Annotated in this window: 21 protein-coding genes and 1 pseudogene; 7 read left to right on the top strand and 15 right to left on the bottom strand. The window is 61.2% G+C overall.

Annotated elements, in window-relative coordinates; translation table 11 throughout:
- Nucleotides 1-76: 76 nt before the first annotated feature.
- Genes ACYZTZ_RS28950 through ACYZTZ_RS28930 form a run of 5 tightly spaced genes read right to left on the bottom strand, consistent with a single transcriptional unit; the run spans nt 77 to nt 5109 of the window.
- Nucleotides 77-1525 carry an efflux transporter outer membrane subunit gene (locus tag ACYZTZ_RS28950; protein ID WP_462000405.1) on the bottom strand — a complete coding sequence of 483 codons (1449 nt, stop codon included), beginning with the start codon at nt 1523-1525 and terminating at the stop codon, nt 77-79.
- Complete coding sequence (locus ACYZTZ_RS28945) at nt 1522-2409, bottom strand: efflux RND transporter periplasmic adaptor subunit (protein WP_033058627.1); 888 nt, start codon at nt 2407-2409, stop codon at nt 1522-1524. Before ACYZTZ_RS28945 ends, ACYZTZ_RS28950 begins: the two co-directional genes overlap by 4 nt.
- On the bottom strand, nt 2406-2615 hold the full coding sequence (locus ACYZTZ_RS28940) for a DUF1656 domain-containing protein (protein WP_008148151.1): 210 nt from the start codon (nt 2613-2615) through the stop codon (nt 2406-2408). Before ACYZTZ_RS28940 ends, ACYZTZ_RS28945 begins: the two co-directional genes overlap by 4 nt.
- A complete protein-coding gene (locus tag ACYZTZ_RS28935; protein ID WP_462000404.1) occupies nt 2612-4684 on the bottom strand; it encodes an FUSC family protein in 2073 nt (690 codons plus the stop codon). The genes ACYZTZ_RS28940 and ACYZTZ_RS28935 overlap by 4 nt, the downstream gene beginning before the upstream one ends.
- Nucleotides 4681-5109 carry a MarR family winged helix-turn-helix transcriptional regulator gene (locus ACYZTZ_RS28930; RefSeq protein WP_056745708.1) on the bottom strand — a complete coding sequence of 143 codons (429 nt, stop codon included), beginning with the start codon at nt 5107-5109 and terminating at the stop codon, nt 4681-4683. The genes ACYZTZ_RS28935 and ACYZTZ_RS28930 overlap by 4 nt, the downstream gene beginning before the upstream one ends.
- 197 nt (nt 5110-5306) lie before the next feature.
- On the opposite strand from ACYZTZ_RS28930, the gene ACYZTZ_RS28925 reads away from it, so the two are divergent.
- Both ACYZTZ_RS28925 and ACYZTZ_RS28920 read left to right on the top strand, forming a co-directional pair.
- Complete coding sequence (locus ACYZTZ_RS28925) at nt 5307-5585, top strand: CopG family ribbon-helix-helix protein (protein ID WP_150656895.1); 279 nt, start codon at nt 5307-5309, stop codon at nt 5583-5585.
- Nucleotides 5582-5863, top strand: coding sequence for a type II toxin-antitoxin system RelE/ParE family toxin (locus ACYZTZ_RS28920; protein WP_462000403.1), 282 nt, complete (start codon nt 5582-5584; stop codon nt 5861-5863). The genes ACYZTZ_RS28925 and ACYZTZ_RS28920 overlap by 4 nt, the downstream gene beginning before the upstream one ends.
- Before the next feature lie 3 nt (nt 5864-5866).
- Here ACYZTZ_RS28920 and ACYZTZ_RS28915 read toward each other — a convergent pair whose 3' ends face one another.
- A complete protein-coding gene (locus tag ACYZTZ_RS28915) occupies nt 5867-6112 on the bottom strand; it encodes a DUF2789 domain-containing protein (RefSeq protein ID WP_046047265.1) in 246 nt (81 codons plus the stop codon).
- 137 nt (nt 6113-6249) lie between these two features.
- Entirely contained in the window at nt 6250-6711 is a 462-nt protein-coding gene (locus ACYZTZ_RS28910) for an aminoacyl-tRNA deacylase (RefSeq protein ID WP_046047264.1), read from the bottom strand.
- Nucleotides 6712-6952: 241 nt separating this feature from the next.
- On the opposite strand from ACYZTZ_RS28910, the gene ACYZTZ_RS28905 reads away from it, so the two are divergent.
- From ACYZTZ_RS28905 to ACYZTZ_RS28895, 3 genes are all read left to right on the top strand, one after another.
- A complete protein-coding gene (locus tag ACYZTZ_RS28905; RefSeq protein WP_008148135.1) occupies nt 6953-7483 on the top strand; it encodes an NfeD family protein in 531 nt (176 codons plus the stop codon).
- 2 nt (nt 7484-7485) lie between these two features.
- The gene (locus ACYZTZ_RS28900; RefSeq protein WP_129439535.1) at nt 7486-8244 is read left to right on the top strand and encodes a slipin family protein; all 759 of its coding nucleotides are present in this window, start codon (nt 7486-7488) and stop codon (nt 8242-8244) included.
- 346 nt (nt 8245-8590) lie between these two features.
- On the top strand, nt 8591-8974 hold the full coding sequence (locus ACYZTZ_RS28895; RefSeq protein ID WP_462000402.1) for a DUF6124 family protein: 384 nt from the start codon (nt 8591-8593) through the stop codon (nt 8972-8974).
- 87 nt (nt 8975-9061) lie between these two features.
- On the opposite strand, the gene ACYZTZ_RS28890 is transcribed toward ACYZTZ_RS28895, so the two are convergent.
- From ACYZTZ_RS28890 to ACYZTZ_RS28860, 7 genes and pseudogenes are all read right to left on the bottom strand, one after another.
- Nucleotides 9062-10057: a sulfotransferase family protein gene (locus ACYZTZ_RS28890; protein WP_462000401.1), complete on the bottom strand. Its 996-nt coding sequence runs from the start codon at nt 10055-10057 to the stop codon at nt 9062-9064.
- Nucleotides 10045-10830, bottom strand: coding sequence for an aspartyl/asparaginyl beta-hydroxylase domain-containing protein (locus ACYZTZ_RS28885; RefSeq protein WP_462000400.1), 786 nt, complete (start codon nt 10828-10830; stop codon nt 10045-10047). The genes ACYZTZ_RS28890 and ACYZTZ_RS28885 overlap by 13 nt, the downstream gene beginning before the upstream one ends.
- A 59-nt stretch (nt 10831-10889) precedes the next feature.
- Nucleotides 10890-11066: pseudogene (locus ACYZTZ_RS28880) on the bottom strand (adenylyl-sulfate kinase); the annotation flags it as partial.
- Nucleotides 11050-12564 (bottom strand): TolC family protein, encoded by a 1515-nt coding sequence (locus ACYZTZ_RS28875; protein ID WP_462000399.1) that lies wholly within the window; start codon nt 12562-12564, stop codon nt 11050-11052. The gene ACYZTZ_RS28875 and the pseudogene ACYZTZ_RS28880, both read right to left, overlap by 17 nt.
- 42 nt (nt 12565-12606) lie before the next feature.
- On the bottom strand, nt 12607-21720 hold the full coding sequence (locus tag ACYZTZ_RS28870; RefSeq protein ID WP_462000398.1) for an Ig-like domain-containing protein: 9114 nt from the start codon (nt 21718-21720) through the stop codon (nt 12607-12609).
- Between the two features lie 51 nt (nt 21721-21771).
- Nucleotides 21772-22617, bottom strand: a complete 846-nt coding sequence (locus ACYZTZ_RS28865) for a sulfotransferase family protein (protein ID WP_462000723.1) — start codon at nt 22615-22617, stop codon at nt 21772-21774.
- A gap of 119 nt (nt 22618-22736) precedes the next feature.
- Nucleotides 22737-24308, bottom strand: coding sequence for a glycosyltransferase family 39 protein (locus ACYZTZ_RS28860; protein ID WP_462000397.1), 1572 nt, complete (start codon nt 24306-24308; stop codon nt 22737-22739).
- A gap of 245 nt (nt 24309-24553) precedes the next feature.
- On the opposite strand from ACYZTZ_RS28860, the gene ACYZTZ_RS28855 reads away from it, so the two are divergent.
- Both ACYZTZ_RS28855 and ACYZTZ_RS28850 read left to right on the top strand, forming a co-directional pair.
- A complete protein-coding gene (locus tag ACYZTZ_RS28855; protein WP_462000396.1) occupies nt 24554-25141 on the top strand; it encodes a phage tail protein in 588 nt (195 codons plus the stop codon).
- 54 nt (nt 25142-25195) lie between these two features.
- Complete coding sequence (locus tag ACYZTZ_RS28850) at nt 25196-25507, top strand: DUF6916 family protein (RefSeq protein WP_095127705.1); 312 nt, start codon at nt 25196-25198, stop codon at nt 25505-25507.
- Between the two features lie 123 nt (nt 25508-25630).
- Here the strand turns inward: ACYZTZ_RS28850 and ACYZTZ_RS28845 are convergent, their stop codons facing one another.
- Nucleotides 25631-26128 (bottom strand): GNAT family N-acetyltransferase, encoded by a 498-nt coding sequence (locus tag ACYZTZ_RS28845; protein WP_462000395.1) that lies wholly within the window; start codon nt 26126-26128, stop codon nt 25631-25633.
- Nucleotides 26129-26137 lie beyond the last annotated feature (9 nt).

The following is a 26137-nucleotide window of genomic DNA, read 5'->3' as shown; positions in this document are numbered from 1 at the left end:
AATCCCCATGACCAACGCGAGCCTTGATTGATGAGTTCGACGCGCGACCTCATCAAATCAAAGCATAGCAACGGCCTCAGGGTTTGCCGGGGTTCGTGCCTTGCGTTCGTCCGCTTTCCCAGCCGCCACCCAGTGCCAGGAACAAATCGATCTGGCTCATGGCAACCTGCGTGCTGGCGGAAGCCAGTTGCGCCCGCACGTCGGTGTAGGTGCGGGTCGCTTGCAAGTCCGCCAGGAACGAGGCGCGGCCGGCCTGGAAGAAGCGGTGAGTCTGGTCTGCCGCCAGTTGTGCCGATTGCTCGGCGTCAGCCAGTGCGTCGCGCCGCTGCAGCAGCGCGGAGTACTGGGCCAGGCCGGTTTGGGTTTCGCGGATGGCGTTGAGCACCACGCCATCGAAATGTGCCAGCGCGCCCTGGGTCGTTGCTTCAGCCTCGCGGATTCGCGCCCGGGAGCCGTTGGACGGCACGGTCCAGGTCAGCAACGGCCCGAAGCCCCAGCGATTGGTCGCCGGTTTGCCGAGGTTTTCCAGGATGCCGACGGTACCGACGGTCGCGCCGATGCTGATGTCCGGGTACAACTCGCCGGTGGCGATGCCGATGCCGGCGGTCGCGGCAGCCAGTCGTCGCTCGGCCTGCCGCACATCGGGACGGCGCTTGAGCAAAGTGGCGCCGTCACCGACCGGCAACAATTGCGCAATCTTTGGCAGCTCCGCGCAGCGGTCGGTGCCGGCCGGCAGTTGATCCACAGGTTTGGCCAGCAGCATCGACAACCGGAACAACCCGGCCTGCCGCGCAGCCTCATAACGTGGCATGTCGGCGCGCAGGGATTTGAATTGGGTTTGCGAGCGGGTCACCTGGGTCTCATCACCGCGCCCGGCGTCGCGCAAGCGCTGGATTAGCGTGGTGCTTTGGGCTTGCAGGTCGAGGGAATGCTGGGCGATTTCCTGCTCTTCGTTGGCTGCGCAGACTTGGGTGTAGGCCCGGACCACATCGGCTACCAAGGTGATTCTTGCGGTATCGGCTGCGGCTTGAGTCGCATCGGCATTAGCCTTGGCCGCCTCGATGCCGCGCTGCAACGTGCCAAACAGGTCGAACTGATACGAGGTGGTAATGCCAATGTCGCCGACGTTGGCCACCGGCACTTTCTCTGGCTGCAGGAATGCTTCGCCGGACTCCTGCAAACGCTGGGCGCCCATCTTCACCCCGCCGCTCCAGCCACCTGCCGCTTGAGCTTCATCGACCTGCGCGCGGGCTCGGGAAAGGTTCGCCGCCGCCACGCGCAAATCGGTGTTGGAAGCCATGGCCTGCTGGACCAATTGATCGAGGCGCGGGTCCTGATACAAGCGCCACCAATCGCTGGGCACCGGTGCCGAGACGACATTTTTGCCGTTCACCGCCAAGTCGCCCTGCAAGTCTTCACGGTGCACGGCGGCCTCGTCCGGCACGTGATAATCCGGCCCGACCACCTGGCAGGCCGACAGCAACAGGCCTAACCCGGCGATAGCCAAACCCGAGGCCCTGCTCATTTCGCGGGCTCCTGAGTTTGATCGTCAATGATCGACACCGTGGCGGTCCGCCCGGCGATCATGCGGAAATCCGCCGGTACGTCGTCGAAGGCGATCCGCACCGGAATCCGCTGGGCCAGCCGCACCCAACTGAACGCCGGGTTTACGTTGGGCAGCAAGTTGCTGCCGCTGCTGCGGTCGCGGTCTTCAATGCCGGCGACGATGCTTTCCACATGCCCGCGCAGGCGAGCGCGGTCGCCGATCACCCGAATATCGACGCTCTGGCCGACATGAATGCCGTCCAGTTTGGTTTCTTCAAAATAACCGTCGATGTGGAATGAATTGCTGTCCACCACCGACAACACCGGACGCCCGGCGGTAACGAATTCCTGATTGCGCGGTGCACGGTCGTTGACGTAGCCATCCACCGGGCTGCGGATGGTCGAGCGGTCGAGGTTGAGCTGGGCGCTGTCCACCGCCACCTGAGCTTCCATCAGCGCCACCTCGGCGCGGGCCACCCGGGACTGGCTCTCTTCCAGTTGCTCGCCCGGCACCAGATTGCCGAGGCCACGGTTACGCTTGGCTTCGCGTTGCGCCTGAGCCAGGGTTTCCTGACGGTCGGCGACCGCTGCCTTGGCCTGACGCAGGGCCAGTTTGAAACGGTCCTGATCAATGCTGAACAACACCTGGCCACGTTTGACTAATTGGTTGTCACGCACGTCGACCCGCTGGATCAGCCCGGACACGTCCGGCGCGATCTGCACGATGTCGGCGCGGATGTGGCCGTCCCGGGTCCAGGGCGCGAACATGTAATACATCACCATGCGCCAGACCACGACAACGGCGAAGGTCACGATCAGCAGGGTCAGCACCACGCGACCGATGGTCAAAAAAGGTTTTTTCATGTCATCAGGTATCGACTGAGTGAGTCCACGGCGCCGAGCAGCAAAGCGTAGAGAGCCACGTTAAACAATGCCCGGTGCCAGACCAGACGGTAAAAGTGCAGACGCGTCAGCAACCCGTGCACCAGCAGGAACAACACGTACGTAATGCCCATCAGCACCAGCAGCGTGGGCAGAAACACCCCGCTGATATCCAGATCACCGATCATAAAGGCGCTCCATCGATGCCATGGGGAAGCGGTTCTTCGAGCTCGCCGGCGCCGACGAATTCCACCCCTGGCAGCAGCGACAGACGCAGGCCGCTCAGGGCGTGCAGCAAATGCAAACGGGCGTCTTCATCGCACTCCGTGTTGAGGGCACGGCGGGTGCGATCAAGGGTCATCAGCAACGGACTCGGCGCCGGCAACCGTTCGCCAGCCTTGAGGCAGGCCTTGAAATACTCGCCGACCTCGGCCACCACCTGATGCAGCAGCATTTGCGGTACGCCGAGTACTCGCGGTGTATAGGCGAGCAAATCCAGCAGGTTCAGCGCCACGCGCACTTCCCGCAGGGCGATGCCCGTGTCCTGGCCGGTCATGGCCAGGCGCGGCAAATGTTGCATCAGGCGATCGAGCATCTGCACACCCAAGTGTCGATGTTCAGACAACGTGGCCGGTTCGGTGAGGCTGACAATGTCGCGCCAGCTGAAACGGGTCAGGCGCTTGGCCGCCAGTTCAGAGCCAAACGGCCGGGCGATCAGGGTCCAGACGAACGCGAACAGCAAGCCCACGGGACCGGCCAGGTTGGAGTTGGCGAAGCTGAGGAAATCCGCGTCGTAGGCACCCTGAATACTGATGAAGGATGAGGTGTTGACCAGGGTCAGCAGCATGCCCAGATAGAACTGTGGCTTGACCGTCAGGGTGCCGATGCAAATAAACGGCACGGCAAACGCCAGCACCAGCATCGGGAAGTCATGCAGGTTGGGCAGGACCAGAAACAGATAAAGACTGGCGAACAACACCGACATCGCCGTCCAGAAAAAGAACCGGTAAATCTGCGGTGCCGGGTCGTCCATCGACGCGAAAAAGCTGCACGCCACCGCCGCCAGAATCACCGCGGCGCCACCGTCGGTCCAGCCGAGCAGAATCCACAGCACCGACGCGACGATGATGGCGGTGACCGTGGACGCCGCCGAATAGAGCATCAGCCCGCGGTCGAGAAACGGCGACAGCCGACCAAGCCGCCAGTGGCGATAGACCGCGCGCCAGCTGTCCTGGCTTTCGCACTGGATGGCGTACTGCAGGCTGCGACAGTCCTGCCACACATCGATCCACTCGCCGAGGCGATACAGGGCGTTGGAGAACAGCAGCTGCTTGCGATCATCCAGCGCTTCGGCGGACGGTTGCAGCGCTTCGAGTTGGTCTTTCAGCGCCTGCCAGCGGGCGAGGTCGGCGTCTTTGTGGCCGAGCCATTCGGTGGTCGCGGCCAGCAGCGGCGCGAACTTATCCACAAGCTCGGGCGTGCGCCGCTCAAGGGCATAGAGCGCGTCGTCGAGGGCATCAATCACTGGCAGTAGGTGAATCATGCGGCCGCGCAGTTCCTTGGTGTTGCGCACCGTTTGCGGCCGCGCGCCTTCGTGGGGCAACTGACCGATCATCAATTCCAGTGTGTTGAAGGTCGCGACCATCGAGGAGCGCAGCGCGCTGACTTCGTCCGGCTGCACGTTGCGGCTGAGGAAACGCAGGCTGTAAGTCGAAGCATCGGCAAACCATTTGTTCACCGAGTCATTGAACACCGGCGCCAGCCGCCGGGGCCAGAACATGGCGCCAACCACCGCCGCCACGGCGATGCCGAGGAAGATTTCTTCCGTCCGCGCTTCGGCCACGTCCCACACCCCCAACGGGTTATCCACCACCGGCAGAGCGATCAGCGGCAGGGTGTAACCGGCGAGCATCAGGGCGTAACTGTTGGCCGTGCGCAGGTGCAGCGACAGAAACAACAGAATCCCGGTCCACAGCGCGATGACCACCACCAGCACATAGGGGCTCTGGACAAACATCGGCACGAAAAAAACCGCGGCGGCGGCACCGAGAAGGGTGCCGACTGCGCGGTACAGCGCCTTGGAACTGGTAGGGCCGACAAACGGACTGGAAACGATGTAGACCGTGGCCATCGCCCAATACGGCCGGGGCATTTGCATGAGCATGGCGATGTACAACGCGATCATCGATGCCGCGAACGTTCGCACACCGTAGAACCAGTCCCGCGCCGGGGGCATGCCGGTCAAAAATCCGCTCAAGGGTTGATCACCGGCAGATGATTGGCCGATTCAAAAGCCCTCAGTACCCGCAACGCTGCTTCCAGATCACGCTGATCGATCCCTTCGAGCACTTCATGGCGCAAGCGCACCAACTCGATTTCGACGGCTTGCACCAACTCACGACCCGTCTCGGTCAGGCTCAGGCATTTGGCGCGCCGGTCATGGGCGTCTTCGGTACGGCAGACATAACCGGCATGACACAACTGATCCAGCAGGCGCACCAGGGACGGGCTCTCCATCCCGGCCGCCTGCGCCACCGTCACCTGCCGCACACCCTCGCCCAAACGCCCGATCATCAACAACGGAACGGCGCAGGCTTCGGAGATTCCATAGTTGACCAGCGTGGTCTGGCAGATCTTCCGCCAATGCCTGGCGGCCACCACCATGGAGCTGCTGATGTTCATCTGGAGAGCGTCGAGGTTCTTCGGCACGAGGGGAAATACACACTGTTAGTTTGCTAACTATCAATATGGCATTTGAGGGGAAAGTTGGTCAAGTTTTGAAACAAATTGGCTGCCATCCGTCGTGAGGCGGCTGCCTGAATGAACGCCGGTACTGAAGACGTATATACTTCGTCAGTATTCGAATCGAGGATATGAAAATGTCTAAACAAGCTGTTTTCACGATGAAACTTGAACCAGAACTGCGAGAAGAGTTCATGGCCGAAGCTGAAGCTTCTCATCGCCCCGCATCGCAAATCGTCAGGGAAATGATGCGTCAGTTCGTTCAAACACAACGAGAGTCGCGCGAGTACGAAGCGTACTTGCAACGCAAAGTCGACAGTGCACGTATTTCCATGCGAGCTGGTGAAGGCTTGACCAATGAGGAAGTTGAAGCACAATTCGCTGCCAGGCGTGCGCAGGTAACCAAGAAAGGATGAAGATAATCTGGACGCCCGCAGCAGCACAGGATCGTGCAGACATCTGGGATTACCTGCATTCCGTCAACCCGATAGCCGCCCTCGAAATGGACAACCGCTTCATTAATGCGATATCTCGTATTTCCCAGTTCCCTGAAAGCGGCCCTGTCGGAATCATTGCAGGTACTCGCGAGATGATCCCCCATCAAAGTTATCGCGTGGTTTATCAGCCAGGATCGGATGCAATTTGGATACTCGCGCTAGTCCATACATCCCGACAGTGGCCACCAGAAAGGTGATTTTTACACCCCCCGCCCCTTCCGCAACAGCACATCCAACTGATCCACCACCTCAGCCCAATCGGCGTCATCCAGAATATCGTCGCGCAAGAAATCCGCCTGGCTCTTGCTCCAGAAGAACGCATCCGCCAGGTGCAATTCGGGTTTGAGCGGTGAATGGGTGGCGATGAATTTATCAATGCTTTCGGCGTCATCAGGCAGGCCGAGTTGTTTGAACAGGTTGGGGAGGCTGTGGGTTGGGGATTCCATGTCGGGCTCCTTTGTAATGGCAAATAATTGGGTGACTGCTGCGCAGTCAATCGCGAGCAGGCTCGCTCCCACATGGAATCGCGCTCAACTGTGGGAGCGAGCCTGCTCGCGATGGCGATGTAACTGACGCCGAAAAACTACTGACTCAACTCGCACACTTCAGCATGCGGCACCATTTTCAGGAATTCCGGCACGCTCATGTGCACCAGGTTGTTGTGGTTGCCAGCCTCCAGGTAGATGTCTTTTTGCCGGGTCAGCAGTGGGTCGATGACCATGTCCAGGCCATAGGATTCACCCAACGCAGGCACCGCGCCGCGTTCGCAATCCTGGAACAGATGCGCCAGGGTGCTTTCCCGGGTGATCTGCCATTCGCCGCTGCCGCGTACTTTACTCAGGTCCAGGTGACGACTCGCCGGCAGCACAGCCATTAGAAAATGACCGTGGTGGTCGTCGAGGATCACCGATTTGGCCACCCGTTCGGCAGGAATGCCCGCGACCCGCGCCGTTTCAAGGCTGCTGGCCGAGTGCGGATGGGTGACGATGTCAAATTCGCAGTGAGCCTTGTTGAGGCTGTCCTGCACAGTTCTTGCCATACGCATGATGCACCTCGGAGTCCGCAACAACGTTTCGCGGACGATGGTTAAACCTTTTCTCTCCACTAAAAGTCTAGGCCCGCTGGCGCAATCGCGCGGGAAATCTGCCCGCCGGAATAACGTCAACAACTGATCAAAATTCGTACAATTCAGAGCTCAGCTAGACTGTATGTAACGCGGATCACCTGAATCGGCACGGTGCTCTCAGGTTCTTCGCGAGCAAGCTCGCTCCCACAGGGAGGGTCACGTGAACACTCGTTGTTGTGCAGTTGCGCTGCTGTTGGCCTTGAGCGGATCGGTATTCGCAGCGGACACCGTCGTCCTGCTGGTGCCCAACCCCATCGGGATCTGGCTGATCACGTTCGGCATCGCGTTTCTGATCGCCGAGGCGGCCTTGCCCAATTACGGCGTGATCGGTCTGGGCGGCATTGTGATGTTCGTGATCGGTGCGGTGATTCTGAGCAACACCGAGGTGCCGGTTCCGTTGATGATCGGCCTGGGACTGATCAGTGCCCTGTTGCTGATTTTCCTGCTGATCCACGCTTTGAAAACCCGACCGCGCGAAAACGTCAGTGGCGATGCAGGGCTAGTGGGCAGCGTGACACCGGTGATGTCGCTGGCCGGCAATGCCTACAACGGTTGGGTGCACCTGCAAGGAGAAAAGTGGCAAGTGCTCAGCGCCACGCCGCTGCAACCCGGGCAAAGGGTCCGGGTGGTGGCACGCAAGGGATTATTGCTGGAAGTGGCCGCGGCTGACGCGGCGCCGGGTGGAGAATAACCATGGGCTTGCAACTGGGTTTTGCCGCGCTGCTGTTACTGGTGATTGCACTGGCGGGGTCGACCTTCCGCATCCTGCGCGAATACGAGCGCGGGGTGGTGTTCCAGCTCGGGCGCTTCTGGCAGGTCAAAGGCCCTGGTCTGATCCTGCTGATTCCGGTGGTTCAGCAAATGGTTCGCGTCGATTTGCGCACCGTGGTCCTCGACGTGCCGCCGCAAGACGTGATCACCCGCGACAACGTCTCGGTCAAGGTCAACGCGGTGCTGTATTTCCGCGTACTCGATCCGCAGAAAGCGATTATTCAGGTCGAAGACTTTCTCATGGCCACCAGCCAATTGGCCCAGACCACCTTGCGGGCGGTGCTCGGTAAACATGAACTGGATGAGCTGCTGGCCGAGCGTGAGCGGTTGAACATCGACATCCAGCAAGTGCTCGACGCCCAGACCGATGCGTGGGGGATCAAGGTCGCCAACGTCGAGATCAAGCACGTGGACCTCAACGAATCGATGATCCGCGCCATCGCCAAACAGGCTGAAGCCGAACGGGAACGGCGGGCCAAGGTGATTCACGCCGAAGGCGAATTGCAGGCTTCGGAAAAACTCATGCAGGCCGCCGAAATGCTCGGGCGCCAGCCTGGGGCCATGCAACTGCGGTATATGCAGACGTTGAGTTCGATTGCCGGGGACAAGAGTTCGACGATTGTCTTTCCGCTGCCGATCGAGTTGCTCAAGGGGATGGCGGATTTGTCGTCCAAGCCCTGACCTTCTGCGCAAACACCAACGTCCGGTAACCGCGTCGGAGATTTCCTTCAAGTTGTAGTGGTGTTGGTGAACTTGTTCCGGTCCGAACCCGGGTCTAGTCTGGCCTTGTCACCGAAAAAACGGTGACACGGACGTGCAAGTCCGACGAAACTGTTTAGGTCGCAATTGCCATATATCTCAATGAGCATTTATAGGCTCGCTGCTTTATGGCGGCTGCGCGCAGGAGATCCTCGGATCTGCTGGGTGTCCTAAACAGTCCCGGTCTTGCACACCTGCGCACGGCCGCCACCCAATTCGCGTGCAAACGAACGGTGGCGGTTCCAACTTACTGTTTAGGAGTTTTTAAATGTTCAAAGTAACGCCCAATCCTCCAGAGAACTCTGGAACCGATTCCCAAGATTCCCTCGAAGACGAAAAACTCAAAGAAGCCGCCGACCGCGCCTTCGCCCACTACTTCCCCCCGACCACCCAAAAGCCGCCCAGGCACCGCAAAGGCAACCTCTTCACCGTCGCCCCCGAGGTCAACACCGAAACCCTTCTGGCCAACGCCTCCGAAGACCTGCTGTCCATCAGCGCCATCGCTGCCAATCTGGCAGACGATGTGGACGGGACACGACGCTCGGTAGCTTTGGCGCTCAGCCGCATGGCCGATGGCGTGCAGTTGCTTGTAGAGCGAGCGATGGATCATTGGGAGGAGTCGGAGATCATGCAGGCTCGGGTCAAGGTTTAGCCGGGTAGTTTTTGTGGTGAATTGACCGCCGCCTTCGCGAGCAAGCCCGCTCCCACATTGGATTTCAGTCGTACACATATCTTGTGTTCACCGAAGATCAACTGTGGGAGCGGGCTTGCTCGCGAAAGCGCCAGTGCCGTCGATACATGCCTCGGCAACTAGCGCGTCATAAGGCGCTCGCGCCCAACGCTCTACCTGCTCACGCAACAGCACCGAGGCCTCGCGACGCTTGTCATCGCTGTCCCCGACAAACACGTCAGAAGGCTGTTTGGCATGCTGCCCCACCGCCGCAAACACTTGCTCACGCTGCACGTCATCCAATCCAAAAAAACCAGCCAACCGCCCGGCCATAGCCCCGGGCAATTCGCTGTAATTCACCGCCAACCCACCAAACGCCCGGCATTGCGCCAACCCAGCTTGCAGCAATCGCCCCAACCGCCGTGCGATGAAGTCCTCTCGGCCAGCAAACGGCAACTCATCATCCAGCACACTCGCCCCGATCATCCCCGGCACCATGTGCATGCCAGGACGGCGTAAATGTGAAACGGCAATTTCCAACGGATCGCGATAAAGAAACAGCCACGGAGTATCGGGAAAACACTCACGCAACAACGACTGTTCACCGATGTTCCAGGCATCGAGCTTGATCACCAAACGTTGCTCTGAACCGAGCCGACGCTGGCCATACGCGGACAACAAGCCTTCGATGGCGACACGCCGTTCGGCCGGCGGCAAACCACTGCGCAGCAAGGCGTCCAACGGCGGTGGTTCGCTGACAACGATGTGGCTGTCGAGTCGGGCGAGCATTTGACTGATCAAGGTCGAGCCGCAGCGCGAAGCGTGGAAGATAAACGCGCTCGGCGCCAAACCGGGGCGGGTCGTCTGCCAGTCGCCGAGGGTAGACAGCGGTGTTTGCCGGCGAAACGCCTGATTGAACGGCAATCTCAGCGCGTCTTCCACGGCATCACGAAAAAACGGCTGATGCAGCGGCGTGTCACCGAACCAGCACCAATCGACCTGCCACTCGCCGGCCTGCTGCCAGACCCGGATCGGCAACCAACCGTCCAGATTCAGGCGTTCCATTGTTCATTCCATTGGCGTCGGCCGTAACGCATCGCCGCACGCAGTTCTTCGCGGGAGAACATCAAGCCTCGCTCAACCGCCAGTTCCAGAGTGCGGGTGATAAAAACCTCGGTATCCGGCAAGCCCTGCAACGTCTTCGAAAGCTGCGAATCGCTGGCCACCAAACGCTGAAACTGCAGCAAAGCCCCATCACCGACATCTGACGAAGGCGTGGTCGGTAAACCCTCGACAATCGCCTGCTCCAGCCAGGGACCGGGACGGCAATCGAGGACCAGATGAATCCGTGTGCGGGTGTCGCGATTGTCCACGCGATGGGGCCGCGACAGGTCGAGAAACCAGCACTCACCGACAGCCATCGGCATGCGCTGCCCGTCGAGCAGGAAGTCCACTTGAGGTGGGCTGAGCAGCGGAATGTGCAGACGTAAGTCGGCGTCCGGCTCGCCCAGATCATAGTCGCGATGTTCATGAATTTGCCCGCCCGGACCGAGCCGCAACAGGCGCGCGGACACGATTTCCAATGGCAGATCCCGCAAGCCTTGCTGCCACCTGACATCTCGCAGCCAAGGCACACGCAACAGCGGTTCGCCGCGACCCGGCGCCAGTTCGGTCAACGCATCCGCCGCAGAAATCAGCGCCACACCACTCCAGTCGCCGGTGTAGTAAGCACTGTTGAAATGACCGCGCCACTCGTCCTCGCCAATCGCCGTCAGTGCCTGCAACAGCAACGGCAGATCCACCGTCACCGGCAAGCGAGAGAACGCCGCTCGGCTCATCGTTTCGGCAACACCGCGCACTCGCCGAGCCAGGTCAGCAAGTGATCGAGACAGGCCTCAACCGACTGCACGCCGTGCTCGAACAGCTCGGCATGCAGCGCCTGGGCCAGGGTCGATTTGCCCGCCGCCGGCAAACCGGTCAGCAAAATCGCCGTGCCGCGATGACCGTTGCGCGCCTCCCGTTGTGTGCGGCTGATGCTCGCCGTCGGCGCCAGCAGGTTATTGGACCGGGGCATGGGCCACCGGCATCGTGATGTTCCCGGCCGCCCACGCCGCTTCGCGATTGGCCAACGCGGTGGCAATGGATTGCACTTCGGTGGATTGCACCTGATCCGGCAGTGGATCGAGCCCCGCACTGGCGAAGATCTGGCCGTAGGCGTTACGCAGATCGGCGTACGACAGGTCGCGACGTAAATCGGCCTGCAAGGTGTTCAGTTCGCCCTGGATCAAGTCCAGTTCACCCAGACTGGCCGCCTGATAACGGTTGCGCAGTTGGCCAACGATCTGTCCGTCGATGTCCGACAGTTGCTGGTTGGTCTTGAACTGCCGCATCGCCTCGCGGTAGTTGGCGTTGGCCACATAAAGCTGCGCCAGCACCGCGATCGACATGGCCTGGCGGCGCGCCGCGGCGACTTCTTCACCGGCCTTGGCGACGTTGATCGCCGCCGGTGCGGAGATCACGTTGAACAGGTTCCACGTCACTTTCACGCCGTAGTCGGCCCAGCCCTGCTCCACCAGGAACGAGTTGCTGTCGTAATGCCCGCCGGCCGAGAACTCCAGCCCCGGCAGCAGCCGCAACATGGCTTTACGGGTTTCGGCCGCGCTGATGCGGCTTTGGTAATCCTGTTCGCGCAGCTCGGGACGACTGGTCAGGGCTTCCTGTTCCAGGCTGGCGAGGTCAACTTTCAATTCCGGAATGACATAGTCGTCCTGGGTCGCCAGGGTCAGATCGGTGCCCAGCGGCAGATTGATCAGGGTCGCCAGTTCGGTTTTCGCCAGCGACAGCGCACGACGCTGTTCTTCCAGTTGGCGCGTGGCTTCGATCAGCGAGCGTTGATAACCCAGCGCCTGAATCGGATCGCCGATTCGCTGCTGGCTCATGCTTTGGCTGTTGCCGCGCGCGGTGTCGACCCGGGCCATGAGGCTGTCGATCTGCTTGAGCAAACGCTCAGCCGCCATCGCTCGCCAATAGGCCGAGCGCACGTCCTGAACGATGGTGTTGATCACCTTGCGCCGACGCTCCTGAACGATCAGTCGCTGGTCGCCCTGTTGCTTGGCGCTGATGTAGCTGACGCCAAAATCGAGCACGTTCCAGACCATGGTCAGGTCGGCGACTTCACGGTCGCGGTCCTGGGAGGTCGATGGCTCCAACGACTGGGTTCCGGTCCGTACGCTCTGGCTGCTGGAGGCGTTGACGTTGTTGCGGCCGACGTACCCGGCGTCCAGCGCCATGCGCGGCAACATGTCGAAACTGGCGAGGTCGAGTTGGCGCTTGGCCAGGGCCTCTTCCATGATCTTGAGTCGACCTTCGAGGTTGTACTTCACCGCGCGGGCCATGGCTTGATGCAGGGTCAGTGGACCACTGAGGGGCTCCTGATCCTTGTACATGTTTTGCAGGTCGCTCCTGGCGCGCTGCTCGCTGACGCTGCGTTCTATCGGTTCACTGGTAACTGCACATCCGCTGATCGCAAGCGCCAGCAGGCTGGCGCCGAACAACTTCTGACTTTTCTTCATCCTTGACTGCCCCTGGGTAACGCACAGATTTAAGTATTATTTTCAGGCCTGCATTTCGCTGATGCCGACCTGTCGTAAAGCCGCGGCCAGGCTGTCGACCTGCCGTTGCTCGGTGTCTTTGAGCTGTTGCAATTGCTGGACGAGACTCGGCGCGCCAAACACGCCGCGCAGCCCCTGTGAAACATCCCCGGCCTTGATCGAATGACTGCCGAATGAACCCAGCGAGTCTCGTGCGCTGCCGGAGTCCTGATTGAACAGGCTCGACAACGTACTGCTGCTGAACACCCCACCATCGCCACCGCCAAAGCCGAGGAAGCCGTTGCCCGCGCCATCGCCACCGTTGTCACTGCTGCTGAACACCTGGGCGATGAAGCTGGGCGCCAGCGCGCCGTGGTTCATGAAGATGTCGCCCAGCGGCCGGATGCCGTTGCCGATCACGCGGCTTTCGAACAACGGGGTAAAGGTCAGCGGTGAGCCGAGATCGCCGGTCGGGGGAGTGAAAATGATCGGTTGCAGTGGCACGTTGGGCTGATCGGAAACGGTTACCGGTGGTGGGATCCGGGCCAGCGGGTCAGGCGATACGACCACGGCAGGCGCCGGTACGGTGTCGATCACGTAATTGTTGGAGACCGCCACGCCGGCGCCGGTATTGCCCGAACCGTCACTCACACCTGCGATGTTCAGGCTGATCGCGCTATCGGCGTTGCTGACATTGCTGGTCGGGGTCAGCATTGCGGTCCAGGTTTTGCCGCCGTCGCTGCTCGACAGGTTGGACAAGGTGCCGTTGGCCACGTTGATGTCCGACAGGTCGAAACCGCTCACCGCTTCGTTGAAGGTAAACGTCACCAGCGAAGTCTGGCCAACACCCAGGTTCGGGTTAGCCACCACCACCGTGGCGGTCGGCCGCTCACCGTCGATCACATAGTTGTTGGAAACCGCCACGGTGGCGCCGGTGTTGCCGGCCAGGTCGCTGACGTTGCTGGTGTCCAGCGCAATGAAGTTGCTTGGATCGGTGATGCTCGCGGTCGGCGTGAAAGTCGCGGTCCAGGTCTTGCCGCCGTCACTGCTGACCAGGTTGGTCAGCTCGCCGTTGGTGACGCTGAGGTCCGACAGATCGAAATCGCTTACCACTTCGTTGAAGGTGATCGTCACCAGCGTGGTTTGACCCATGCCCAGGTTCGGGTTGGCGACCACGATGGTTGCCGTCGGCCGGGTGGCATCGAGCGCGTAGTTGTTGGAGATCGCGATCCCGGCACCGGCGTTGCCTGCGGCGTCCGCCACATTGCTGCTGTCGAGCAGGATCAGGTTGGTGGTGTCGTTGATGTTGGCGGTCGGGGTCAGCGTGGCGGTCCAGGTCTTGCCGCCATCGCTGCTGAGCAGGTTGGACAAGGTGCCATTGGCGACGCTGAGGTCCGACAGGTCGAAACCTGAAACCGTCTCGGTGAAGGTGATGGTGACCGTGGTCGTCTCGCCGATACCCAAGCGGTTATCCGCCACCACGATGGTCGCCGTCGGCCGCGCCGTGTCGATGGCGTAGTTGTTGGAGTCAGTCACGCCCACGCCGCTGTTGCCTGAGGCGTTGGTTACACCGCTGTTGTCCAGTCGGATCAGGTTGCTGGTATCGGTCACATTGATGGTGGGCGTGAAGGTGGCGGTCCAGGTAACGCCGCCATCGCTGGACGACACGTTGCTCAGCGTGCCGTTGGCGAGGGTCAGGTCAGCGTTGGTAAAACCGCTGACCGCTTCGCTGAAGGTGATGGTCACCCCTGAGGTTTCACCAGCCTTGAGGGCGTTGTCGGCCACCACGATAGTTGCAGTCGGCACCTGGGTCTCCACCACATAGTTGGCGGAGTTGGTCGTGCCCGAGCCCGCGTTGCCGGCCAGGTCCGAGACGCCGCTGTTGTTCAGGGTGATGAGATTGGTGGCGTCGGTCACACCGAGGGTCGGCGTGAACGTCCCGGTCCAGGTGATACCGCCGTCGCTGCTGCTGACATTGCTCAACGTGCCGTTGGCGACGCTCAAATCGCTGTTGTCGAAACCGCTCACCGCCTCGCTGAAGGTGATGGTCACCAGTGAGGTTTCGCCCGGTTTCAGGGTTGTATCGCTCAGCACGATGGTGGCGGTCGGGCGCTGGCTGTCGATGGCGTAATTGTTGGAGTCGGTGGTGCCGCTGCCGGCGTTGCCGGACAGGTCCTGGATGCCGGTGTTGTCCAGGCGGACGATGTTGCTGGTGTCGGTGATGCCGGCCAAAGGCGTCAATGTGGCGGTCCAGGTGATCCCGCCGTCGCTGCTGGTGACATTGCTCAGGGTGGCGTTATCGAGGGTCAGGTCGCTGTTATCGAATCCGCTCACTGCCTCGCTGAAGGTGATGGTCACCAGAGTGGTCTGGCCGACGCCCAGGGCCGGGTCGGCCACTACGATGGTCGCAGTTGGCCGAACCGTGTCGATGGCGTAGTTGTTCGAGTCGGTGGTGCCGCTGCCGGCGTTGCCCGAGGCGTTTTGCACGCCGCTGTTGTCCAGGGTGATCAGGTTGGTCGCGTCGGTAATGCTGGCCGTCGGCGAGAACGTCGCTGTCCAGGTAATGCCGCCATCGCTGCTGCTCACCGCCGTCAACGTACCGTTGGCGATGGTCAGGTCGGCGTTGCTGAAACCGGTCACTGCTTCAGAGAAGGTGATGGTCACCAGCGAGGTTTCGCCGATGTTCAGCGCGTTGTCGGTAACCACAATGGTGGCCGTCGGCAGCACGGTGTCGATGGTGAAGTTGGCCGAATTGGTGATGCCGGTACCCGCGTTGCCGGCAAGGTCGGCAATCCCGGCGTTATTGAGGGTGATGAGGTTGGTGGTGTCCTTCACGCCATTGGTTGGCGTGAACGTTGCGGTCCAGGTAATGCCGCCGTCGCTGCTGCTGACCGCGCTCAACGTGCCGTTTGGAATGCTCAGGTCGCTGTTGTCGAAACCGCTGACTGCCTCGCTGAAGGTGATGGTCACCAGCGAGGTTTCGCCGGCACTCAGGGTTGGGTCGGCGACAACAATGGTGGCGGTCGGACGCAGGCTGTCGATCACGTAGTTGTTGGAATCGGTGGTGCCCGCGCCAGTGTTGCCGGCCGCGTCCGCAATGCCGGTGTTGTCCAGGGTGATGATGTTGGTCGCATCGTTGATGCTCGCCGTCGGCGTGAATGTCGCGGTGTAGGTGATGTTATCGCTGGTGGTCAGGCCGCTCAGGGTGCCGTTGTCGACCGTGAAGTCGGCAAGGGTTAAACCGGTCACCGCTTCGCTGAAAGAAATGGTCACCAGCGAGGTTTGGCCCAGCGCCAGTGTTGAATCTGCCACGACGATGGTCGCGGTTGGACGCACGGTATCGATGGCGTAGTTGTTGGAATCGGTAGTGCCGCTGCCGGCGTTGCCCGAGGCGTTTTGCACACCGCTGTTGTCCAGGGTGATCAGGTTGCTGCTGTCAGTGACGGCATTGGTCGGGGTGAAGGTTGCCGTCCAGGTAATGCCGCCATCGCTGCTGCTCACCGCCGTCAACGTACCGTTGGCAATCGTCAGGTCGGCGTTGCTGAAACCGGTCACTGCCTCAGAGAACGTGATGGTTACCAGCGACGTTTCACCGACGCTCAACGCGTTGTCGGCGACCACGATGGTGGCCGTCGGCAGCACGGTGTCGATGGTGAAGTTGGCCGAATTGGTGATGCCGCTGCCGGCGTTTCCGGCAATGTCGGCCACGCCGCTATTGTTCAGGCTGATCAGGTTAGTGGTGTCCCTGACGCTGACTGTCGGTGTGAAGGTCGCCGTCCAGGTGATGCCGCCGTCGCTGCTGCTCACCGCACTCAAGGTGCCGTTAGGGATGCTCAAGTCGCTGTTGTCGAAACCGCTGACCGCCTCGCTGAAGGTAATGGTCACCAGCGACGTTTCGCCGGCACTCAGGGTTGGATCGGCGACAACAATGGTGGCGGTCGGACGCAGGCTGTCGATCGCGTAGTTGTTGGAATCGGTGGTGCCGCTACCGGCGTTGCCCGCCAGGTCGCTGATACCGGTGTTGTCCAGGGTGATCAGGTTGGTCGTGTCGTTGATGCTGGCGCTCGGGGTAAAGGTCGCGGTCCAGGTGATGCCGCCATCGCTGCTGCTCACCGCCGTCAACGTGCCGTTGGCAATGATCAGGTCGGCGTTGGTGAAACTGGCGACCGCTTCACTAAAGGTGATCGTGACCAGCGAGGTTTCGCCGATTCTCAGCGTGGTGTCCGCCACCACGATAGACGCCGTTGGACGCACGGTATCGATGGCGTAGTTGTTCGAATCGGTGGTGCCGCTGCCGATGTTGCCAGAGCCGGCGGCCTGAACGCCGCTGTTGTCCAGGGTGATCAGGTTGGTCGCGTCGGTGATGCTCGCTGTCGGCGTGAAGGTCGCGGTCCAGGTCACGCCGCCATCGCTGCTGCTCACTGCCGTCAACGTGCCGTTGGCAATGGTCAGATCCGCGTTGGTGAAATCGTTCACGGCCTGGCTGAAGGTGATGGTCACCAGGGACGTTTCGCCGATTCTCAGCGCGTTGTCGGCGACCACGATGGTGGCCGTCGGAGCCACGGTGTCGATGGTGTAATTGCCAGAGTTGGTGGTGCCGCTGCCCGCGTTGCCGGCTATGTCGGCCACGCCGGTATTGGCCAGGGTGATGACGTTGGTCACGTCATTCACCCCAACGGTTGGCGTGAAGGTCGCGGTCCAGGTGATGCCGCCATCGCTGCTGCTCACCGCCGTCAACGTGCCGTTGGCAATGCTCAGGTCGGCGTTGGTGAAACCGCTGACCGCTTCACTGAAGGTGATCGTGACCAGCGAGGTTTCGCCGGCACTCAGGGCCGGGTCCGCCAGAACGATGGTCGCCGTAGGGCGGACTGTATCGATCGCGTAGTTATTGGAATCGGTAGAGCCGCTTCCGGCGTTGCCCGCCGTGTCGCTGACTCCGGTGTTGTCCAGGGTAATCAGGTTGGTCGTGTCGTTGATGCTGGCGCTCGGGGTAAACGTCGCCGTCCAGGTAATGCCTCCGTCGCTGCTGCTCACCGCCGTCAATGTGCCGTTGGCGATGGTCAAATCTGCGTTGGTGAAACCGCTGACCGCTTCACTGAAAGTGATAGTCACCAGCGACGTTTCGCCGATTTTCAGCGCGGTGTCCGCCACCACGACCGAGGCCGTCGGGCGCACGGTGTCGATGGCGTAGTTGTTGGAATTGGTAGTGCCGCTGCCCACGTTGCCGGTGGCGGTAGCCTGTACGCCGGTGTTGTCCAATGTGATCAGGTTGGTCGTATCGGTGATGCTGGCAGTCGGGGTGAAGGTGGCGGTCCAGGTGATGCCGCCGTCACCGCTGCTCACCGCGGTCAACGTGCCGTTGGCAAGCGTCAGGTCGGCGTTGGTGAAACCGGTCACGGCCTGGTTGAAGGTGATGGTCACCAGTGACGTTTCACCGATTTTCAGGGCGTTGTCAGCCACCACGATCGTCGCGGTCGGTGGAGCGGTGTCGATGGCGTAGTTGCCCGAGGAACTGATCCCGCTGCCGGTATTACCCGCGAGATCGGCCACGCCGGTGTTAGCCAGGCTGATGACATTGGTCGCGCTGATGATGCCTGCTGTCGGGGTAAACGTGGCAGTCCAGGTGATGCCGCCGTCACTGCTGCTCACCGCGGTCAACGTGCCGTTGGCGATGCTCAGGTCGGCGTTGGTGAAACCGCTCACCGCCTCGGAGAAGGTGATGGTCACCAGCGAAGTTTCCCCCGCCGTCAGCGCCGTATCGGCCAGGACGATGGTCGCGGTCGGGCGCAGCGTGTCGATGGCATAGTTGTTGGAATCGGTGGTGCCGCTGCCGGCGTTGCCCGACAGGTCGCTGACCCCGGTGTTGTCCAGGGTGATCAGGTTGGTCGTGTCGTTGATGCTGGCGCTCGGGGTAAACGTCGCCGTCCAGGTAATGCCGCCGTCGCCGCTGCTCACCGCCGTCAATGTGCCGTTGGCGATGGTCAAATCGGCGTTGGTGAAACCGCTGACCGCTTCACTGAAAGTGATAGTCACCAGAGAGGTTTCGCCGATTCTCAGCGCCGTGTCTGCGACCACAATGGTGGCCGTCGGGCGCACGGTGTCGATGGCGTAGTTGTTGGAATCGGTGGTGCCGCTGCCGGCATTGCCCGCCAGGTCGCTGACCCCGGTGTTGTCCAGGGTGATCAGGTTGGTCGTGTCGGAAATGCTGGCGGTCGGGGTGAAGGTCGCCGTCCAGGTGATACCGCCGTCGCTGCTGCTAACCGCGGTCAAGGTGCCGTTGGCAATCGTCAGGTCGGCGTTGGTGAAACCACTCACCGCCTCGGCGAAGGTGATGGTCACCAGTGAGGTTTCGCCGATTCTCAGCGCCGTGTCCGCGACCACGATGGTGGCCGTCGGCCGCACGGTATCGATGGCATAGTTGTTGGAATCGGTGGTACCGCTGCCGGCGTTGCCCGCCTGGTCGCTGACCCCGGTGTTGTTCAGGGTGATCAGGTTGGTCGTGTCGTTGATGCTCGCGTTCGGGGTGAAGGTCGCCGTCCAGGTGATGCCACCATCGCCGCTGCTTACCGCGCTCAACGTGCCGTTGGCAATGGTCAGGTCGGCGTTGGTGAAGCCGGTGACCGCTTCACTGAAGGTGATCGTGACCAAGGAGGTGTCGCCGATTTTCAGCGCAGTGTCCGTCACCACAATGGTTGCGGTTGGACGCACGGTATCGATCGCGTAGTTACCCGAATCGGTGGTGTCGGTACCGACGTTGCCCGCCGTGTCGCTGACCCCGGTATTGTCCAGGGTGATAACGTTGGTCGCGTCAGTGAGGCTGGCGCTCGGCGTGAAGGTCGCCGTCCAGGTGATGCCGCCATCGCTGCTGCTGACCGCCGTCAGCGTACCGTTGGCGATGGTCAGGTCGGCGTTGGTGAAACCGGTCACAGCCTCGCTGAAGGTGAAGGTCACCAGCGAGGTTTCTCCGACCTTGAGGGCCGTATCGGCGAACACGATGCTGGCGGTCGGGCGTACGGTGTCGACGACGTAGTTATTGGAATTGGTGGTACCGACGCCGGCAGTGCCCAGACCGTTGATCACCCCGGTGTTGTCCAGGGTAATGACGTTGGTCGTATCGGAAAGACTGGCGGTCGGCGTAAACGTTGCCGTCCAGGTGATGCCGCCATCGCCGCTGCTCACCGAGGTCAACGTGCCGTTGGCGATGGTTAGATCCGCATTGGTGAGACCGGTCACGGCTTCGTTGAAGGTGATCGTCACCAAGGACGTTTCGCCGATGCTCAGGGTGGTGTCGGCGACCACAATGGTCGCGGTCGGGGGCGGCGAATACGCGGTGTTGAGTACACCACCGTCGTTGTAGATTGCCGCGACGGAGGTTGGCGAGGTGCCGGTTGTCCCACCGCCCAGCGCGGCGCCCCCGGCACCACTGCCCGCAGCATTACCGGCCAGGGCCGCGAAGTTGGCTGCCGTGATCAGCAGCGTGCCTTTGTTCCAGATCGCACCGACGCCCTTGCCGCCCGCACCGCCATTGGTGGCGTTGCTGCCATAGCCACCACCGCCACCGCCACCACCACCGGCGCCAATGTTATTGGTAATGGATGATGTGCCGACGATGGTCATGGTGCCGGTGGTGGCGTTGTAGATCCCGCCCGCCGCGTTGCCGCCAGCGCCACCGACCTTGTCCCAACCGGCCCCGCCACCGCCGCCGCCAATGGAAATCGTGCCATTGGTGGCCGTCGAACCGTTACCGCCGTTGCTGTAATAGGAAACGCCCACCCCGCCTGCGCCACCGGTGCTGGTACCGCCGCGACCGCCCATGTGGGTCGCGTCATAACCGCCGCCGTAACCGCCGACACCGCCGCTGCCCGCCTGGCCGCCCAACGTGCCGGTGCCCGGCCCTGCCGAACCGCCATGCCCGCCGCCCTGGCCACCCAGACCGCCGCCACCGCCACCGCCACCGCCGTAAAAAGGGCCGGTCACACCGCCGCCACCACCGCCACCGGAAGCGGCGTTGGAGGTCACGGTAACGTTGTTCAGGGTCAGAATCCCTGCGTTGAAAATCCCCCCGGCCATCGCACCCGCAGCACCGTAGCCTCCGTTGCCGCCAGTGCCCGACACCAGGCCCCGGGTGATCACCAGGCCATCAAGGGTCACGATTTTGCCCGCCGCTACTTCAATCACTCGGGTTCTGTACTGACCATCGAGAGTCACGTCAGCCACGCCGTCGTTGTTCAAGTCGCCATCAACGGTGATGTTCTTGTTGATCAGCAGCTCGGACGTCAGCTGCACTGTCATGCTGGAGTTGAAGGTGACGAGATCGCCGTTCTGCGCCGAGGCGATGGCGGCACGCAGTGAGCCGACGCCCGTGTTGCCGTTGTTCGTGGCGGTCCAGGTGGCCAGGCCCCACTGATACTCGCTCATGGCCGTGGTCGAGAGGACGTTGGCGCTTTCGATGTTGCCGGTGGCAATTTCCAGATTCCAATCGCCACCGATCCCGGTGCGATTGCTGGAAGCGGCCACATCGCGGCCGGTCAGTTGCGCCAGCGAGTCGACAAAACTCAAGCCACGCTCGCCTTCGGCGGTGTAGCAGCCATAGATCATGATGTCGCCGCCGACATTCATGTCCTTGCCGATTTCCGCCAGCACGGCGCTACGGGCCGCGACGTTGTCGGCCGACAGATAACTGTCGCCCAGCCACAGGTCGCCCGCGTTGCCGTGGGCAATGATCTGCACCGAACTGATGCCCTGATGCGTGTCCAGATAGGCGGCAATCTGCTGCAAGCCGTCCTTGCTTGCGTCCAGCTGGACCACTTGGGTGCCAGGCGCCACGCCCTTGAGCAGGCTGTCGGCATCCTTGACCCGAGAATCGACGAACACCACGCTCTGGCCCGGCACTGCAACGGGTGCTGGCGCGGGGGTGGCATCGGCCTGGCCGTGAGTGTCCTTGCTGGCGACCGGTTGGTCGGTCGTCGGCGTCTTGGCTGCATCAGCCGTGCTGTGGCTGTCCGCCTGAGCGGTATCGGCCACCGTGGCCGCCACCGCGCCGTCGAACAGCATTCGCGGCTCCAGGGACATGATCATGGGTGAGGCCAGCGCCCGTGCGCCTTCGGTAACTCGCGACTTGCCGTTGCTCCACCACATGCTGCTCACCCGGACTCGAACTTGCTTGATGCGTCAATGAAAACGCCGCGATCAACTGATCGCGGCGTCGGCCTTCATACGAATGACATTGGCGGCGCTGGCTGAGCCATCGAGCCAAAAGGACAATTCTGCGTATTGTTTGAACAAGTCCGGCGGCAGGATCGTGCGCCGCGATTGCAGCTCGACCTTCGGTTTGACTTTGTGCAGACCGGAGACGCCGAGGGCTTGATCGAACTCCGGCGCGTCGTAGGCGAGGTTGTCGAAATCGTGTTCGAACCAGGGCTCGCCAATGAAGTCGTAGACCAGCCGCATGACCCGATCAGGGGCCTGGCTCAGCAAGTCGTAATCGACAATCAGCAACGAATCGGCGTGTTCGCCGTAATAGGCTTCCTTGAGCGCTGCCCAGGCAAACCCCACCAGACGATTGCGCTGCGCCAGGGTTTCGCAACGGCTGTAGACCGTGTTGCGCTCGACCGCGTCGCCAAACAGCTTGGTGTTTTCAAAGGGGTTGGCACGATACAAACGCTCGATGCTGTCCATGACCCAGGCGACATTGCGCACGCAGGCAATGACCTTGGCTTGAGGGAACAAATCGCTGATGGCCGGCAGGCGCGAACTCCATAACCGATTGGTGTCGAACACCACGGGTTTGTCGGCCTTGTCGGCGTAGAAGGAGTCGAACAGTCCGCGAAGCAAACGGCGGCGCAGGTCGGTATCGATCACCGCACCGAACTCGCTGCCGGCGCTGCACTGTTCCAGAACACCGGAAAACAGGGCGCCAACGGGGCTGGTCATGCCGGCATGAAAGCGCGGGTTCTGCAAAAGGATCGCAGAAAGCAGGGTCGAGCCTGAGCGCGGCAAGCCGGAAATAAAATGGAACTGTGGCAATCCCTTCACCCTAGTCATAAGTCCTTTATGTATGACGGAGCCTAGACCATGAATGGCGTTACGGGTAATGGTGTTTTGATATCAAATCGAAACTAAATCGTCTGAAAATCGCGATTTTGGTTACGGGCTCAATGCAACACGAATAAACGCGCGTTGGCGCCTCCCGCCTGTGTTTCGCCAACGTTCTGCCAGCCTGCGGGCAACGGCGCGAATTCGTTCGGCAAATCGATGGTGCCGATCAACCACACCCGGCCAGTCCCTTTGGGCAAATTACCGAGGCTGTCGAGGTAAATATCCTGGGTTACCAGCGTGCCGAAACCATAGGCATTCGGCCGGCTCGAAACACCCTTGGCTGACGGTGGGGTGTACAGCAGCGGTTTGGCGTCGGTGCGGTTGTAATAGACATAACTGAGGTACCAGAGCATGTCGCTGGTGACGATCCGGTCACCGGGAATGAAGTGCTGATTCACGTAGTCGACCATGACGCTGATTTGATCTTTGGTATCGACCGTGGCGTTGTTGTTCAGGCCCACCAGTTCGACGCTGACAAACAACACCAGCACCGTCACGGCCAGCACCCGGAAGACGGCGTACAGGCGATCAATGGCCAGCGCGGCAATCATCGGCAGGCCGAGGGCGTACGCGGTGAGGTAACGCTCGATGAACACCGGCGAGATAAACGACACCGAAAACACCAGCAACAACGGCAAAACGGTGTAGATCACCACCAATGCACTGCCACGAATGACACTGCGATCCCGCGCCAGCGCCACCCACACCAAGGCCAGCGACGCCAAGGGCAACGTGATGAAAATCCATGTGGGCAGGTTCTCGCCATCGTCCTGGATCAGGAACGACCAGATCATCGAAGGCAACGAGCCGAACGTGACCGGTGTCTCCCACCCGACATCGCCATTGGCTTTGAGTTGATCCATGTGTTGAATCAGATCGATCAGGTTGGGCACCCACGGCAAGTACACCAACACGATCGCCATGTTCGCCACCCACCAGCCGGGCTGCTGGATATGCCGCAAGCGATAGCCAGGCTGTACGCGGATCAGCCCCAGGTACAGCCAGTGACACAGCACGCACAGGGCCGTGAAGTAATGGGTGTAGAACGCCGCGCTCATCAGCAATGCGTAAATCACCAGATAGCGTTGACGTCCGGGGTGTTTGATCCAGTAAACCAGGGCAACCGTGGCACCGATCAACCATAGCCCCAGCAACGAATACATGCGCACTTCCTGGCTGTAACGCACGGCGGTAGGCAGCAGCGCCAACAGGACGCCGGCCAATAACGCGGCGCGGCGAGTGGCGAGCAAGTCCACCAGCCAGACGCCCAGCGCCACGGTGGCAATCCCTGGTAGCGCACTCAAGATTCGAATCGAAAAAATGCCATCGCCGAACAGTTCGATCCAGCCATGCAGCAGCATGAAATACAGCGGCGGATGCACATCATGGGCGGCATGCGTCCAGATATCGGCCAGCGAATACTGGCTCATCAGCAGACTGGAACCTTCATCGCCCCATATAGCCGCCGCTGTCAGGTCATAAAAACGTGCCAGCGCGGCCAATGCCAGGATCGGCAGCAGCCAATGTTCGCGCACCCATCGAAGCAAGCGCTGAACACTCGCCCAGGCGCCGGGTGCCGCGTGGGGGCCTTGGGTGCCGTCAAGCGGCGTTTCTCTGCGTGCCTCCATTGCCTCCCCTCGGGACTGCCGGTGAAAAATCTTGATGCTTGCCATCACTGTAGGACAGCCACAGCGCCGTCGTCGATGCTGGCTTTACGACCAACGACATTCGACGGCTATGCGGATCAACTACGCTCTGGCGTGGCGTGACCCAGCCACGGAGATGAATGGAGTCGGCTGATCGCAACGATGTGCCCGGATGCCCGGGCCACCCTTGTCGCGCGCCAGACAACTAACCTGAGGGATGAGGACTTATGGAAGTATTTATCGGCACTATCCAACCTTTCGCCTTTAACTACGCGCCCAACGGCTGGGCCCTGTGCAATGGCCAGACGCTGAGCATCTCGCAATACAACACGGTTTTTGCACTGCTGGGCGTCAACTTCGGAGGGAATGGCACCACCAACTTCATGCTGCCCAACCTGCAAGGCCGGATGCCGGTGTGCATGGGCAACGGGCTGAATCTGACCCCGCGCGTCATCGGTGAATTCTCCGGGACCGAGAACGTCACCGCCACCATCACCAACCTGCCCAATCACACCCACGCCTTGTCCGGGCTCACGGCCACCACCACCCTGCAACTGGCCAGCCCGGCGAGCAACCCGGTCACCAACCCGACCGCGACCAACTCGTACATCGGTGCCTCAGGCGGCGGTCCGGGTTCGGCGAGCATCTACTCCGATGCGCAAGGCGCTGCGGCCGTGCCACTCAAAGGCGTGGCCACCACGGTCACGGGGGAAATCTCGTCCGCAGGTAATGGCTTGCCCATGGAAACGATGAACCCCTTCCTGGTGCTCAACTTCAGCATCGCCCTGAACGGGTTGTTCCCTTCGCGCAACTGAGGACGCGCCGGGGGATTCAACTCCCCCGGCCACTTTCAATTCTGGAGTGACGCCATGCTGCAACAGGTTCAAAGCCAACACTTTCAGGCGCTGCTGGGCAAGACGGGGACCCTGCGACTGCCGGATGGAAGTGAATTGCCGATCCATATCGACAGCCTTGAAGAAACACCCCGCTCGCGGATGCCCAACAACGAGCGCATGCCGTTCAGTGTCGAATTCAACAGCCTGCGACCCACAGAGTTTGTCGATGGGTTATGCACGCTGGAGTTGCCGGAACTGGGTCAGGTGGAAAACATCTTTGTCTCCCGTGTACCGGCCATGGGACGGGACCCGGGTGTGGGGTATTTCTACATCGCGTTCAACTGAACGCACGCAATCCCAATGTGGGAGCGGGCTTGCTCGCGAATGCGATGGGTCAGTCAACATCAATGTTGAATGTTAAGCCGTCTTCGCGAGCAAGCCCGCTCCCACAGGGGGGTAGTGGTGTTTTCAAACTATTGGATACCACACCAACCGCTCTGCCGCCGGGTTGCGCTCTTCGACCTGAAACCCCAGCGCCAGGTAATGCTGGCGCGCGTGGGGATTGTTAGCCCAAACCACCGTCGCTACCGGGCAACGAATCTGTTGCGCGGCTTGCTGCACACCTTGCAGCACCTTGCGGCCATAGCCCTGGCCGCGGGCCTTTGGAATGAACGCCAGGTACAGCACACGAATTTCATTCGGGCCAAAATCGGTGGTCAGCGCACCGATGGCCGTGTCGAGCTTCTCGATCACGTAATGCATGGCGTTGGGGAAGCGCTCCCCCAGCCCTTGTTCCTGCACTCGAAATTGCTGGGCCACCACCTGCTCAACCACCTCTTGCTCACCATCAATCCACTGCAGATCCGGCCGCGCGGCCTGATAAAGACTCTGCAAAAAAGCCCCATCGCTGGCCCGTGAAGGCCGAACCACCAAGCCATCGGCCGTCACTGAATCGGTATTTGCCATCGCTGCGCT

This window comes from Pseudomonas sp. LB3P58 (assembly GCF_054897895.1).
This window is presented reverse-complemented; position numbering and strand designations above follow the sequence as displayed.

What these genes read in the sequence shown, in the direction of transcription:
- ACYZTZ_RS28870 (WP_462000398.1), bottom strand. Translation starts at nt 21,720, where the DNA reads ATGTGGTGGAGCAACGGCAAGTCGCGAGTTACCGAAGGCGCACGGGCG.
- ACYZTZ_RS28860 (WP_462000397.1), bottom strand. Translation starts at nt 24,308, where the DNA reads ATGGAGGCACGCAGAGAAACGCCGCTTGACGGCACCCAAGGCCCCCAC.
- ACYZTZ_RS28890 (WP_462000401.1), bottom strand. Translation starts at nt 10,057, where the DNA reads ATGGAACGCCTGAATCTGGACGGTTGGTTGCCGATCCGGGTCTGGCAG.
- ACYZTZ_RS28855 (WP_462000396.1), top strand. Translation starts at nt 24,554, where the DNA reads ATGGAAGTATTTATCGGCACTATCCAACCTTTCGCCTTTAACTACGCG.
- ACYZTZ_RS28895 (WP_462000402.1), top strand. Translation starts at nt 8,591, where the DNA reads ATGTTCAAAGTAACGCCCAATCCTCCAGAGAACTCTGGAACCGATTCC.
- ACYZTZ_RS28850 (WP_095127705.1), top strand. Translation starts at nt 25,196, where the DNA reads ATGCTGCAACAGGTTCAAAGCCAACACTTTCAGGCGCTGCTGGGCAAG.
- ACYZTZ_RS28920 (WP_462000403.1), top strand. Translation starts at nt 5,582, where the DNA reads ATGAAGATAATCTGGACGCCCGCAGCAGCACAGGATCGTGCAGACATC.
- ACYZTZ_RS28925 (WP_150656895.1), top strand. Translation starts at nt 5,307, where the DNA reads ATGTCTAAACAAGCTGTTTTCACGATGAAACTTGAACCAGAACTGCGA.
- ACYZTZ_RS28885 (WP_462000400.1), bottom strand. Translation starts at nt 10,830, where the DNA reads ATGAGCCGAGCGGCGTTCTCTCGCTTGCCGGTGACGGTGGATCTGCCG.
- ACYZTZ_RS28945 (WP_033058627.1), bottom strand. Translation starts at nt 2,409, where the DNA reads ATGAAAAAACCTTTTTTGACCATCGGTCGCGTGGTGCTGACCCTGCTG.
- ACYZTZ_RS28875 (WP_462000399.1), bottom strand. Translation starts at nt 12,564, where the DNA reads ATGAAGAAAAGTCAGAAGTTGTTCGGCGCCAGCCTGCTGGCGCTTGCG.
- ACYZTZ_RS28910 (WP_046047264.1), bottom strand. Translation starts at nt 6,711, where the DNA reads ATGCGTATGGCAAGAACTGTGCAGGACAGCCTCAACAAGGCTCACTGC.
- ACYZTZ_RS28915 (WP_046047265.1), bottom strand. Translation starts at nt 6,112, where the DNA reads ATGGAATCCCCAACCCACAGCCTCCCCAACCTGTTCAAACAACTCGGC.
- ACYZTZ_RS28950 (WP_462000405.1), bottom strand. Translation starts at nt 1,525, where the DNA reads ATGAGCAGGGCCTCGGGTTTGGCTATCGCCGGGTTAGGCCTGTTGCTG.
- ACYZTZ_RS28930 (WP_056745708.1), bottom strand. Translation starts at nt 5,109, where the DNA reads ATGAACATCAGCAGCTCCATGGTGGTGGCCGCCAGGCATTGGCGGAAG.
- ACYZTZ_RS28940 (WP_008148151.1), bottom strand. Translation starts at nt 2,615, where the DNA reads ATGATCGGTGATCTGGATATCAGCGGGGTGTTTCTGCCCACGCTGCTG.
- ACYZTZ_RS28845 (WP_462000395.1), bottom strand. Translation starts at nt 26,128, where the DNA reads ATGGCAAATACCGATTCAGTGACGGCCGATGGCTTGGTGGTTCGGCCT.
- ACYZTZ_RS28900 (WP_129439535.1), top strand. Translation starts at nt 7,486, where the DNA reads ATGGGCTTGCAACTGGGTTTTGCCGCGCTGCTGTTACTGGTGATTGCA.